Origin of the sequence: Lysinibacillus sp. FSL W7-1291 (genome assembly GCF_038593415.1) — a bacterium.
In the GTDB taxonomy this organism is placed as follows: Bacteria; Bacillota; Bacilli; order Bacillales_A; family Planococcaceae; genus Lysinibacillus; species Lysinibacillus fusiformis_D.
Genome location: NZ_CP151994.1, coordinates 1,265,829 through 1,277,803 on the forward strand (window position 1 = coordinate 1,265,829; position 11,975 = coordinate 1,277,803).

The following is an 11,975-nucleotide window of genomic DNA, read 5'->3' on the forward strand; positions in this document are numbered from 1 at the left end:
GTTGATAATTCTTTATAGTAAAACTGTAGTATAAAATAATAGTGATTCATCTTCGGGGCAGGGTGAAAATCCCGACCGGCGGTAATAGAGTGCTAAACCGTTAATGTTTATTCATTAACTCGAATGGTTTAGGCAAAACTCTTTAGCCCGCGACCTGTGCAAATTTATTTGCATGGCTGACTTGGTGAAATTCCAAGGCCGACAGTTACAGTCTGGATGGGAGAAGATGGAGGTACGATCGTCATTCATTGTTATGAAATGAACTATGACCGAGCGCTTTTTTTGTATGGCTTTTAAAATAGTGCTCAAAAAATAGTTTAGATTGACGCTTATTCGTCATGCCTTTCTCCCTTGTGCTTTTTAATGCATAAGGGTTTTTTCATGCTAACAATTGAAAGATCGTCACCTTTCTTCTTGCGAGATTGAATCAGCAAAGAGGAGAGAGTTTTCTATGAAGAAAAATGTTAAACTTCAATCGTTTATTACGATTGGTATGCTGAGCAGTATTTCGTTTTTATTAATGCTTTTTAATTTCCCAATACCGCCGTTCCCAGCATTTTTGGAAGTGGACTTTAGTGATATGCCTGCATTAATAGCGGCCATCACAATGGGACCTGTAGCTGGTATTTTAGTAGAATTATTTAAAAATGTGTTGGATTGGATTTTCTCGGGTACGCCAACAGGTGTGCCAGTAGGGCATATTGCCAACTTTACAACAGGCATTTTATTTATTTTGCCAGTTAGCTTTATTTTTAATCGTTTTAAAACGACTGCTGGTCTTGTTGGAGGTTTAGCGACAGGAACAGTCGTGATGGCAGTAGGAATGAGCGTTTTGAACTATGTTGTATTTTTACCGATGTACACATATTTCCTTGGTATGGAACCTGTTGTAGGTGACTCCCTTTATAAAATGATCGTCGCTGGAATTTTACCATTTAATATTGTAAAAGGTATTTTATTAACAGCTATTATGGCGTTTTTATTTACTACAATGCGCAAATGGATCGACCGCCAGCGCTCTATGTATATAGCAAAATAATGGACCATAAACCTCGAGTAGTTAGCTCGAGGTTTTTTTGTGGGAAGAAGTGATGGGACGAATAAAATTAGAAAAAAGTAGTAGAAAATGTTCGTGCTCTAGTGCTTTATTATTATAATCTAGTCGAAGAACACATTTTCATGTAGAATAGAGGGGAGTTTAGAAAGTTTGAGGAGTTTGAAGAGATGAGTGAAAAAAAGGGACAGTGGTCTAGTAAATTAGGATTTATTTTAGCATCAGCGGGTGCTGCGATTGGACTAGGAGCAATTTGGAAGCTACCGTATGTAACGGGGCAAAGTGGTGGAGGTGCATTCTTCCTAATCTTTGTGTTATTTACGTTATTAATAGGGTTGCCAATGCTATTGTCCGAGTATGTTTTAGGGCGTGGTACACAATCGGAGGCGGTAACCGCGTATAAAAAGGTTGCTCCGACAAAAACGGGATGGGCTTGGATTGGCCGAATGGGTGTGCTAGGTTGTTTTTTATTATTAACATTTTATAGTGTTGTTGGAGGTTGGATCTTTATTTACAGCGGGCTAGGTGTTGCTGGCGCTGTGATAGATCCTGCGATTGATCCAGCTGCACTATTTGGAAAAATTATAGGTACACCATGGATTACGCTAGTAGGTTTAGCTTTGTTTACATTAGCTAACGTACTCGTTATTTCATTAGGTGTACAAAATGGTATTGAAAAGGCGAATAAATGGATGATGCCGTTACTCTTTGTGATGTTCATTGTTCTGGTTGTGCGTGCTGTTACATTAGATGGCGCAATGGAGGGAGTGAAATTCTTCTTATGGCCTGATTTCTCAAATATTACTGGTAGGGCATTATTAGAAGCGTTAGGACAATCATTCTTTGGATTAGCTGTAGGATTTTCTTGTCTTGTTACATATAGTTCCTATCTAAAAAAAGATGTCAGCCTTCCGAATTCAGCAGGTTCTGTTGTGCTCTTAACCGTGCTTGTATCATTTTTAGCGGGTTTAGCAATCTTCCCTGTTGTGTTTGCCTTTGATTTAGAGCCAGCCGCGGGACCGGGCTTGTTGTTCATGGTGCTGCCGACAGCTTTTAGTCAAATGCCGTTTGGAGAATTATTTTTAGCGATGTTTTTATTGCTATTTTTATTTGCTACATTAACGTCATCATTTAGTTTATATGAGATTATCGTAGCGGCATTTATGGAACATAGTCAGAAATCTCGTCCGATGTGGACGCTTTTACTTGGTGTAGTCGTATTGATTGCGGCTATTCCAGCGGCACTTTCTTCTAGTGTTTTATCGGATGTAACCATTTTTGAGAAAAGTATTTTTGATGCCACTGATTTTTTAGTGTCGAATATAATGCTGCCATTAGGAAATTTATTCATTGCGATTTTTATTGCCCACATAGTGGATAAGGAATTTGTAAGGAAAGAACTGTTAATGGGTAGTCACTTAGGACAGGGCTATTATGCAACATATCGTATGTTAATGTTAGTCGTTGTACCGATCGTTATTCTAGTTGTGTTCATTAATATGCTATTACAATATTAAAATAAAAAAAGTGTATCCATTGTGGAAATGGATACACTTTTTTTATGCATCGAAAATCAAGATAAATATATTCTAAAAAAACTATGTTATAAAACCTAACATATCTATTGCGTGAATTTCAATTTTCATGTATTTTAAGAACAGTTATAAAAACGTATGTTAACTAAATTTACATTGGAGTGGTGAAGAATGAAACATTACACAAAAGAAGATATTATACGCCGAGTAAAGGAAGAAAATGTGAAATTTATTCGCCTACAATTTACAGATATATTAGGAACAATCAAAAATGTGGAAGTCCCTGTCAGTCAGTTAGAAAAAGCATTAGATAATAAAGTCATGTTTGATGGTTCATCCATTGAAGGTTTTGTGCGTATAGAGGAATCTGATATGTATTTAAAGCCTGACTTTGATACATTCGTGATTTTTCCTTGGACTGCTGAGAAAGGCAAGGTGGCTCGTTTTATTTGTGATATTGCCAGACCAGATGGAACGCCGTTTGAAGGAGATCCGCGCTCCAATTTGAAACGCGTTTTAAAGGAAATGGAGGAGTTAGGCTTTACTTCCTTTAATTTAGGGCCAGAGCCAGAGTTCTTCTTATTCAAACTGGATGATAAGGGGCATCCAACACTAGAGTTAAATGATAGTGGAGGCTACTTCGATTTAGCACCGACAGATTTGGGAGAGAATTGTCGTCGTGATATCGTTTTAGAGTTAGAGGGAATGGGCTTTGAAATTGAAGCCTCCCATCATGAAGTCGCACCTGGTCAGCATGAAATTGATTTTAAGTATGCTAGTGCTATTGAGGCATGTGATAACATACAAACGTTTAAGTTAGTCGTAAAAACCATTGCTGCACAGCATGGTCTCCATGCAACATTTATGCCGAAGCCATTATTCGGTGTAAACGGCTCAGGAATGCATTTTAATTTATCATTATTCGAAGGTGATAAAAATGCCTTCTATGATGAACATGCAGACTTACAATTAAGTGCAACGGCACGTAGTTTTATGGCAGGGATTATAAAGCATGTACACGGCTTTACCGCTATTACGAATCCACTTGTTAATTCCTATAAACGGCTAGTGCCTGGCTATGAGGCTCCTTGTTATGTCGCGTGGTCTGCTCAAAACCGTTCACCACTAATTCGTATTCCAGCAGCTCGTGGACTATCTACTCGAATTGAATTGCGTTCAGTTGATCCAGCTGCAAATCCATACTTAGCAATGGCTGTTATTTTAGCATCTGGACTTGATGGTATACGGAAAGATTTAACGCCACCTGCAGCAGTAGATCGTAATATTTATAAAATGACAGCAGGAGAGCGAGAGTTGAACGGAATTGATAGCTTACCTTCCTCATTAGAATATGCGTTGATTGAATTAGAGATGGATACCATTGTTCGTAATGCACTAGGCGATCATATTTATGATAAGTTTACAGCCGCCAAAGAAATTGAGTGGAATAAATATCGCACACGCGTCCACAACTGGGAACGTGAGGAGTATTTAACGATGTACTAAAAAGCGTTGGAGCTGTTTTGGCTCCAACACTTTTACATTTCCTTTCTTTTCATCTATTATTAGAGAAAAGGAGTGTGGGCAATGACACAAACGACCCAGGTTGTGACCATTCAAAACAATGATATTGTGCAATTTGAACATGACATTAACCGGGCTTTAGTAGATTTAAGAAGCTTTTTAATACTTGATATCAAATACAATACGCTCTATATTGGCGAACAGACAGTCATCCATTCTGCTTTAATTATTTATCAACAAAACGATTAGCAATATGTACTTGAGATGAGTCATGTCATTAAGACGTGACTTTTTTATTGAAATAAAGATAAAAGAAAGGCACGATCTTCTGGAAAAGTTAATGACAATTGGGCCACTTCATTTTTTGATTGCCAAGCAATGTCATAAATTAATTCGTCAGGATCATGAATCATCATTTGTCCGTCAATCATAACTGTTTCAAAGTAATGAACTTCCACAGCTTCATTCTGCTTACAATAAATTTCTTTTAGAATAGCCACTATATAGCCCGTTTCTTCATAAACCTCTCGAATACAGCAAGCCTTAAAATCTTCCGCTGCTTCTTTACCACCTGATGGAACAGCCCACGTTTTTTCTTCTTCCACCGTTCCTTGTAAAACCATTAATAATTGATTGTTATCGTTCAAACAAATAGCAGCAGCACCTTGCCATTTTCCCAAGAGAAAAACCTCCATTTCATTTCTATTTATACTTAATTTACCTATTAAAGAACGTAGTTGTAAATATGTGTAGGGTGGAGGGTGAAAATAAGTAGGGAGAATCGTCAGGGAAATACTTCCCTTTTAACCTGTCCAAAGTTAGCATAAAAAGACAGGTTATACAGCAATATCTATTTTATGATGGAATCAAGGAGTGAAAGCAATGAGTTGGATTGAGTCGATTCAAAAGGCCATTAATTTTATGGAGGATCATTTATTAGAGGACATTACGATTGAACAGATTGCACAGGAGGTTAATTCATCTGTCTTTCATTTTCAACGCACGTTTGCAATTTTGACGGATATGTCCATTGCAGATTATCTGCGACGAAGAAGATTGACATTAGCTGCACAAGAATTAATAGGCACGGAACAAAAAATAATCGATCTCGCCTACAAATATGGCTATGAAACTCCTGAAGCTTTTACAAAAGCGTTTCGTAAGCAGCACCATATAACGCCTAGTGAAGCAAGAAAGAAACAAGGGCCATTACAATCATACAATTGCCTGGTCATCCAGGTAAGCTTGAAGGGAGCAGAACCAATGAAGTATAAAATCGTAGAAAAAGAAAAGTTTCAAATTGTTGGAGTGAAAAGAACGTACAACTGTCAAGACGGGGAGAACACACGAGAAATTCCTCTATTTTGGCAAGAGGTAAATCAAAGTGGCTTCGACCATCAACTATACCAATTAAATAATGGCAATATCAATGGAGTACTAGGTGTTTGTGTACCAAATACAAACCAAGGACAAAAGGGTTTCATTGATTACTGGATTGCTACAGATCATGTAGGGGAAGTAGGAGAAGATCTATTAACAATGGAAGTACCTGCCTCCAAATGGGTTGTCTTTGAAGTACATGGCCCTATGCCAGATGCGATGCAAAATACGTGGAAGCAAATTTATTCAGAGTGGTTCCCGTCCAATCCATACGAACCAGCAGGAACAGCGGAACTTGAAGTTTATCCTGAAGAGGATGCCTATAGTCCTGACTCCTATTCTGAAATTTGGATTCCAATTAAATAACAAGAAAGCCGAGAATGCATGGATTAAGCATTCTTGGCTTTTATTATTCAAAAGAAAATTTATCCTTTTTTTAGGTGTGTTAAAGATGTAAAATATATGTATGTTTAAAATAAACGATTGAGTTAATCGTGATATATTTTCATGAGGGGGTTAAAGTATGATGAGAGGTACGATTCAAAACAAGCGTGTAGAAATTTCACAAGAGGAAGCACAGCATTTCTTAAAAGTAGGGCAAGTAGCACATGTTGCAACGGTTGATGAGGAAGGTTTTCCATACGTTATTCCGTTTGTCTATGTATATGAGGGAGAAGATAAACTATATTTGCATATTGGTAATATTCGAGAAAGCCATTTTTGGTCAAATATTAAACAAAATCCTAAAATCTGTATCGAAGTGAGTGAGATGGGCGATTTACATCCAGGGAAAAAATATGCCTGTCAATCTGCACTTGTGTATCAAAGCGTGGTGTTGTTTGGACAGGTCGTACACATTGAGGAGGAGTCGAAGAAAGAATGGTTCTTTGATGCACTGCTTGAGAAGTATGGCAATCCTGCATGGACATTTGAAAAGGAAGGCTATCCGATTCTGCCTAAAATTGAGTTGTTTGAAGTACAAATAGAGAAGTTAACAGGGAAAATTAATCACGGCATGTATCACTAAATGAAGAAGCTAAGAATGGTCGAATTCTATCATTCTTAGCTTTTAAATTTGATTTCGCTAAAGCGTATAGTTAGCCAGCAAAGTAAAATTTAATTTTTTCCAGCCTCCAAGATTTTCGTGATATTGGATGCAAAATATGGCTATCTGCGCATCATTCAGTCCCTTTAACTAAATTTATCTATTATTATAAGAGAATAGAAATAACAGGAGGAGGTAGCATGATGAAAGTTATAGAGGCTCATTACCCGATTATTAAACAAACCATTAAAAGAGCCCCGACATTTGTGTATAGTATACTAGATTAATTAATAGAAGGTACGGTCTATACAGACACAGAGAATTTACAAACATTATTATTTCAAACAAAATCAGGAATCTATTTTGTAGCTGGCGATTCAATTCATACGGTACTTGACGATCAGCTTGTCTGTTGTTTTCAACAGTCTATAGAGCAAAAGAAACGTTTTACCTTATTTTCTTATTCAGAACAGTGGAATATTAAAATTGAACAACTGCTAAATGACCAACTTCGAAAATTAGAGCGCTATACCTTTACTTTCGATGAAAGTTTGTATGATTCTAGAGAGGAGCGGGAAGTACCCAATTTTGAGGTTATGCCTATTACTCGTCATCATATAAAAAATGCACAGGCGTTTACCTATGCTTACTACGATGAATATTGGGATTCAACAGCTAATTTCCTTGAAAATGGTTTTGGCTATTGCTTAGTGCAGCAAGAGCAAATCGTTAGTGAAGCTGTCTCTATTTTTAAATCAAATGATTTTGCAGAAATTGATATTATGACAGATTCGAATTTTAGGGGGCAAGGATTGGCCGGCAGGATTGCCCACATTTTTATCGATCATTGTCTTGCCAACCAGCTAAAGCCTTGCTGGGATTGTGATGTGTCAAATACCGCATCTATTTATCTAGGCACAAAGCTTGGTTTTACGACTCCGCAAAAATATGCTATTTATACAAAAAAGTAGCCCACGCTGTTTGCAAAAACATCGTGAGCGTCATTGTTAAAAAAATCGATGACGTAATTCGAAAACGCGATAAAACAAACGGGCATCTCTAGCCATTTTATGATTTGCATCCATATGGGGGCGGAGGCATTGTTGAAACAATTCATCACAGAACTTTGTGCTACCATGGCGTGCATAGCATTCATCATGCAATTTACAGCAACTATCCACAGCATTCGTAGGCTCACCTGGTCCTGAGCAACCAGGTCCACAGTATCGATAACCAGGATAACAAAAACCGAGCTTGCGATTTCTATTCATCTGTTAAACCTCTCTTTACGATGTTTTTACTATAAAATATGAAACATTTTTTTGAAGAAGCGGATGAAAAACTATAAGACTATTTTTGATTTGTAAGGTTCCTGTAAGCTTAAAAAAAAATAGCTGTAAGGATGGGGAGTTATGCTAGCTATAGCATAAAAGATAAGGAGTTAATTCAACATGAATCCATCTGTTACACAAAAGGAACGTATCGTTTCCTTAGACATTATTCGAGGATTAGCGTTATTCGGTATTTTATTTATTAATGTAGGTGCCTATGTGGTCCTCATGGAGGGAGGACCTATGCCTGATATGAGTGGTATCAATGGCATCATTGATTCACTTATTGATATTTTCATTGAAAAGAAATTCTTCTCTATCTTTTCATTTCTGTTTGGCGTTGGCTTTTATATTTTTGCTTCACGTGCAGAAGCTCGTGGGGATAAACCAAGAAAGCGTTTTGCTAGACGTTTATTGGCCCTATTATTGATTGGCATTATTCATATTTTTCTATTTTGGGGTTCCATCTTAGCCATTTATGCGGTGATTGGATTTTTATTGCTACCATTTTACTCTGTCAAGATTTCAACTATTAGTAAATGGTTATTTACCATCATTTCACTTCATATTCTTGTTATCCTAGGTCAAATGTATATGCCAAATAATGCTGTTTTATCAGCTATTTATGGCTTATTAGGCAATGATGCCGTAGCGATTTTTATCATGTTTTTAAGTGGTTTTTTAGTTGCAAAAGCTGGTTGGGTTGGCCATATTAGTGAGCATGCTCAAAAAATAAAAAGAGTGCTTTATAGTACATGTCCATTCTTTATTGGATTTTCTCTATGGATTTGGTTCGCATCACAAGCAGATGACCAACAAATCCAATCAATTATTGGCTTAGGAGTTGTGCCAACAACCTATTTTTATTTAAGCTGTTTATTTTTACTATTAGAAAATAAACAAATAGCGAAGCTGCTTCAACCAATTGGACGTGTAGGACAAATGGCGTTTACAAACTATTTGGCACAAAGCTTTATTGGGACGGCTATCATTTCGTTAATGGGCTTACAAGTCGTTTCACCATCAGAAATAGTAATCATCGCGAGCATTACTTTTATCATTCAAATTATTTTTAGTGTGATTTGGTTTAAATTCTTTTCAATTGGACCATTCGAAAAGCTATGGCGATTTATGACTTACGGCAAAAAAACTGTGACAAAGCAATCATAAAACTCTGGAAATCCCAAACATGCATACGGTTTGGGATTTTTTTGTTAAAATTAATTGTATGTTTTTGTAAAAGTGAAACCTATCATGATAGACAATCGTAAACTAGAGAACAGAAATAAAGGAGCGTTTATAATATGGCAAAGCAAATGAAAAAATATATGGCTGTGACAACGGCATCTTTTATGGCTGTCCAATTAGCAGCATGTGGCAATAGCGAAACACAGACAGTAGCTTCTTCTACGTCTACCCCAGTAACGGAAGATCAAGGTCAAGGAAACACAAATGAAGAGATAGTAAGTGTTTATAATAGTGAAATGGCAGATGCCTGTGATGAATGGCAAGAAGGGGACGATGGTTCCTATGAATGCCTTGATGAAAATTCTCCTTACTATGCACAGCATTTCTTTAATGGGCTTATGTATGCAACTGCTGGAGCAATGATTGGAAGTGCTATTTATAAAAGTCGTAATTTAAAAAATGGCACAGATCGAAATGAGCAAAATGGTGGCGGTTCTGCAGTACCGCGATCGACACAAAGTGGTAATGCAAATAATAAATCTACAAATGGTATTACAAACAGTTCAAAAAATAAGGCTGGTACAACTTCAAATGGTTCAAATACTTATTCGAGTGGACAACGCTCTTATTCAACAGACAGTTCATCAAGAAACACGAACTCCTATTCTAATAGCTCCTCCTCCAGCACAGGAAAATCTGGTTTTGGTTCAGGTGGAGCATCCCGTGGCGGCTCGTCCTCCTCATAAAGTGTGGAAAGGGAGCAAATAACATGATGAATCATACACAACAACGGCAAGCGTTCTATTCAAAATTCCCAGACTTTTTTCCTGACTTTGAGGATTTAGAGTATGCGTTATATGATGTCTTAGAATTGCCAAAGCAGCAGATCGATCAACTTCACTACGCAACACAAATACTTTGGCGCATCTTTTTAAAAGTAGGGAAACAATTTAAGCATTTGTCGATTGATCAACTTTTAGCGTTAGGGATTCGCCCTGAAATGATACCGTATATTCAATTAGACTATTTACAACAGCAATCTGTTTTGGCGCGATTTGACTTTGTTTGTACAGAGGAGGGCCACATTAAATGTCTAGAGTTGAATGGAGAAACACCGTTCCTTGTACAAGAAACCTTCGAGATAAATGAGGCACTTTGTCAGCATCTTGGCTATAACAATCCAAATGATACAATAGCCTTACAAAAAACATTGTCAGGTGCGCTTTTTGCTGCCATGCAATATTTACATAATGTTAAAAAGCCAAAGGTTGTCATCACGGGTAAAGCAGCCAAAGAGGATTATGAGGAGTATTGCCAGGTACAGTTTATTAAGCGCTGTATTCCTTTTGATATTGAGTATGTACCTATCCAGGATCTCATCATATTTACTAGTGATACACCACATATAGTACAAGGTCTTTATACACCTGCAATGGAGAAAATCGATATATTATTTCGACCTGCACATCCTGTAGAGTTTTTAATGGATGATGTAGCATCAGATGGTGATCGCATTGGGCTGCATTTGTTAGAACTTGTCAAAAAACGACAGTTAGCTATCATTAATCCGCCTGCTGCTTATGTATTACAATCGAAAATCTTATTGTGGTTAATATGGGAGCGGAGAAACGATCCTTTACTCTTTACCGCTGAGGAACGGGTAGCTATTCAGCAATATATGCTACCAACCTATCTTTCAGCTGAGCCGTTTATTCGTAATAATCTTCCTTATGTGAAGAAGCCTGTTTATTCTCGGGAAGGAAATACAGTAGAAATTTACGCAGCAAGTGGGCAGAAAATAAATGCCTCCACATCCACACATTATGATGATAATTTGTTTATTTTCCAACAGTATGTGGAGATGCCTAGCATGACAATTCAATTAAAAGAAGGATATCAGACTAAAAAATGGCTAATAGGTTCATTTGTTGCTGACAATCGAGCATGTGGTTTAAGCTGTCGTGTCGGTAATCAAATAACAGAATGGGATTCACATTGGCTAGCTGTGGGTTATAGGGACTAACAAATCTAGTTTTGTAGAAGGAGGCTGGGACAAAAGAAAAAATGTTAGACCATTTACAAGTTTGGTCTAACATTTTTTTGCGTTATTAGAACACATATACTTTAATAAATTACAAAAATAACATTCATTTTTTGCTTTTTCTCAATAAAATGAGTTATGTCCCAGCCTCATCGTTTAGTCCTTATTCATTCCAGCCTTTACAGACATCAATCCATTCTTTATAGGGGGCATACGTTTCGAGTTCTGAAATCGTTACCTCAATGGCTGAATTGCTGCTACCACATGCAGGAAAAACAGTGGTAAAACGTCTCAAAGATTCATCTAAATAAATGGCTACACCTTCGTTCACACCAAAAGGGCAAACACCTCCGATATCATGACCAATCATCGTCTCCACATCGTCCTTGGATAGCATCTTTGCCTTTGTACCAAACATTGCTTTATATTTTGCATTATCGATTTTAGCATCCCCTGCAGCAACAATTAATACCGCGCCATCATTCACAAGAAAAGATAATGATTTTGCGATGCGTTCGGGCTCACAGCCAAGGGCCTGCGCTGCTAATTCAACAGTCGCTGAGCTTTCTTCCAGCTCTTGTATTTTGTGCTCAACATGCCATTTTGCTAAATGACTACGTACTTTTTCAATCGCCATATGTACACTCCTCCTACTTTTATCAATGACGCATGGTGTCCTGATTCATTCGAGCTTGTTCTTCAAAAGCTCCTCTCCCTTTAAAGAGGGACTTTTCCGTTTTTTTGTAAAAACAAAAGAAGTCGTTAAATCAAGATAAATTTAATTTTAGCATAATTTTCAGAATATATAGTTGTGAATGCTCTATCTTTCAAGTATGCTAACTATAGTGAGTGTAAAATTACACTAAAAGGGGGTTCC

13 protein-coding genes and 1 riboswitch are annotated in these 11,975 nt (G+C 37.2%); of the genes, 10 read left to right on the forward strand and 3 right to left on the reverse strand.

What is annotated here, in order from left to right; all coding sequences use genetic code 11:
* Positions 1-44: 44 nt before the first annotated feature.
* Positions 45-232: riboswitch (FMN riboswitch) on the forward strand.
* 219 nt (positions 233-451) lie between these two features.
* From NST76_RS05940 to NST76_RS05955, 4 genes are all read left to right on the forward strand, one after another.
* Positions 452-1,039, forward strand: a complete 588-nt coding sequence (locus tag NST76_RS05940) for an ECF transporter S component (RefSeq protein WP_058843277.1) — start codon at positions 452-454, stop codon at positions 1,037-1,039.
* A 185-nt stretch (positions 1,040-1,224) separates the two neighbouring features.
* Positions 1,225-2,571, forward strand: coding sequence for a sodium-dependent transporter (locus tag NST76_RS05945; RefSeq protein WP_340833830.1), 1,347 nt, complete (start codon positions 1,225-1,227; stop codon positions 2,569-2,571).
* A gap of 189 nt (positions 2,572-2,760) precedes the next feature.
* On the forward strand, positions 2,761-4,095 hold the full coding sequence (gene glnA, locus NST76_RS05950) for a type I glutamate--ammonia ligase (protein ID WP_141903558.1): 1,335 nt from the start codon (positions 2,761-2,763) through the stop codon (positions 4,093-4,095).
* 81 nt (positions 4,096-4,176) lie between these two features.
* Positions 4,177-4,362, forward strand: a complete 186-nt coding sequence (locus NST76_RS05955; RefSeq protein WP_036127831.1) for a sporulation protein Cse60 — start codon at positions 4,177-4,179, stop codon at positions 4,360-4,362.
* A 44-nt stretch (positions 4,363-4,406) separates the two neighbouring features.
* Here NST76_RS05955 and NST76_RS05960 read toward each other — a convergent pair whose 3' ends face one another.
* Positions 4,407-4,793: an NUDIX hydrolase gene (locus NST76_RS05960; RefSeq protein WP_230593962.1), complete on the reverse strand. Its 387-nt coding sequence runs from the start codon at positions 4,791-4,793 to the stop codon at positions 4,407-4,409.
* Positions 4,794-4,995: 202 nt separating this feature from the next.
* On the opposite strand from NST76_RS05960, the gene NST76_RS05965 reads away from it, so the two are divergent.
* From NST76_RS05965 to NST76_RS05975, 3 genes are all read left to right on the forward strand, one after another.
* Positions 4,996-5,859: an AraC family transcriptional regulator gene (locus NST76_RS05965; protein ID WP_036127825.1), complete on the forward strand. Its 864-nt coding sequence runs from the start codon at positions 4,996-4,998 to the stop codon at positions 5,857-5,859.
* Between the two features lie 157 nt (positions 5,860-6,016).
* A complete protein-coding gene (locus NST76_RS05970; protein ID WP_342544739.1) occupies positions 6,017-6,520 on the forward strand; it encodes a pyridoxamine 5'-phosphate oxidase family protein in 504 nt (167 codons plus the stop codon).
* 308 nt (positions 6,521-6,828) lie between these two features.
* Positions 6,829-7,509: a GNAT family N-acetyltransferase gene (locus tag NST76_RS05975; RefSeq protein WP_342545241.1), complete on the forward strand. Its 681-nt coding sequence runs from the start codon at positions 6,829-6,831 to the stop codon at positions 7,507-7,509.
* Positions 7,510-7,545: 36 nt separating this feature from the next.
* Here NST76_RS05975 and NST76_RS05980 read toward each other — a convergent pair whose 3' ends face one another.
* On the reverse strand, positions 7,546-7,809 hold the full coding sequence (locus tag NST76_RS05980) for a Parvovirus coat protein VP1-like protein (protein WP_080717165.1): 264 nt from the start codon (positions 7,807-7,809) through the stop codon (positions 7,546-7,548).
* Positions 7,810-7,989: 180 nt separating this feature from the next.
* Here NST76_RS05980 and NST76_RS05985 point away from each other — a divergent pair, with 180 nt between their 5' ends.
* The 3 genes from NST76_RS05985 to NST76_RS05995 all read left to right on the forward strand — a co-directional run bounded on the left by NST76_RS05985 (position 7,990) and on the right by NST76_RS05995 (position 11,080).
* Positions 7,990-9,039: a DUF418 domain-containing protein gene (locus tag NST76_RS05985; protein ID WP_089932082.1), complete on the forward strand. Its 1,050-nt coding sequence runs from the start codon at positions 7,990-7,992 to the stop codon at positions 9,037-9,039.
* A gap of 134 nt (positions 9,040-9,173) precedes the next feature.
* Complete coding sequence (locus tag NST76_RS05990; RefSeq protein WP_089932084.1) at positions 9,174-9,803, forward strand: hypothetical protein; 630 nt, start codon at positions 9,174-9,176, stop codon at positions 9,801-9,803.
* 23 nt (positions 9,804-9,826) lie between these two features.
* Positions 9,827-11,080: a glutathionylspermidine synthase family protein gene (locus NST76_RS05995; protein ID WP_089932086.1), complete on the forward strand. Its 1,254-nt coding sequence runs from the start codon at positions 9,827-9,829 to the stop codon at positions 11,078-11,080.
* A 181-nt stretch (positions 11,081-11,261) separates the two neighbouring features.
* On the opposite strand, the gene NST76_RS06000 is transcribed toward NST76_RS05995, so the two are convergent.
* Positions 11,262-11,735, reverse strand: a complete 474-nt coding sequence (locus tag NST76_RS06000; protein WP_036127760.1) for a YbaK/EbsC family protein — start codon at positions 11,733-11,735, stop codon at positions 11,262-11,264.
* Positions 11,736-11,975 lie beyond the last annotated feature (240 nt).

Coding starts and splice junctions, on each gene's coding strand:
- NST76_RS05940 (WP_058843277.1), top strand. CDS start 452: ATGAAGAAAAATGTTAAACTTCAATCGTTTATTACGATTGGTATGCTG.
- NST76_RS05945 (WP_340833830.1), top strand. CDS start 1,225: ATGAGTGAAAAAAAGGGACAGTGGTCTAGTAAATTAGGATTTATTTTA.
- glnA (WP_141903558.1), top strand. CDS start 2,761: ATGAAACATTACACAAAAGAAGATATTATACGCCGAGTAAAGGAAGAA.
- NST76_RS05955 (WP_036127831.1), top strand. CDS start 4,177: ATGACACAAACGACCCAGGTTGTGACCATTCAAAACAATGATATTGTG.
- NST76_RS05965 (WP_036127825.1), top strand. CDS start 4,996: ATGAGTTGGATTGAGTCGATTCAAAAGGCCATTAATTTTATGGAGGAT.
- NST76_RS05970 (WP_342544739.1), top strand. CDS start 6,017: ATGATGAGAGGTACGATTCAAAACAAGCGTGTAGAAATTTCACAAGAG.
- NST76_RS05980 (WP_080717165.1), bottom strand. CDS start 7,809: ATGAATAGAAATCGCAAGCTCGGTTTTTGTTATCCTGGTTATCGATAC.
- NST76_RS05985 (WP_089932082.1), top strand. CDS start 7,990: ATGAATCCATCTGTTACACAAAAGGAACGTATCGTTTCCTTAGACATT.
- NST76_RS05990 (WP_089932084.1), top strand. CDS start 9,174: ATGGCAAAGCAAATGAAAAAATATATGGCTGTGACAACGGCATCTTTT.
- NST76_RS05995 (WP_089932086.1), top strand. CDS start 9,827: ATGATGAATCATACACAACAACGGCAAGCGTTCTATTCAAAATTCCCA.
- NST76_RS06000 (WP_036127760.1), bottom strand. CDS start 11,735: ATGGCGATTGAAAAAGTACGTAGTCATTTAGCAAAATGGCATGTTGAG.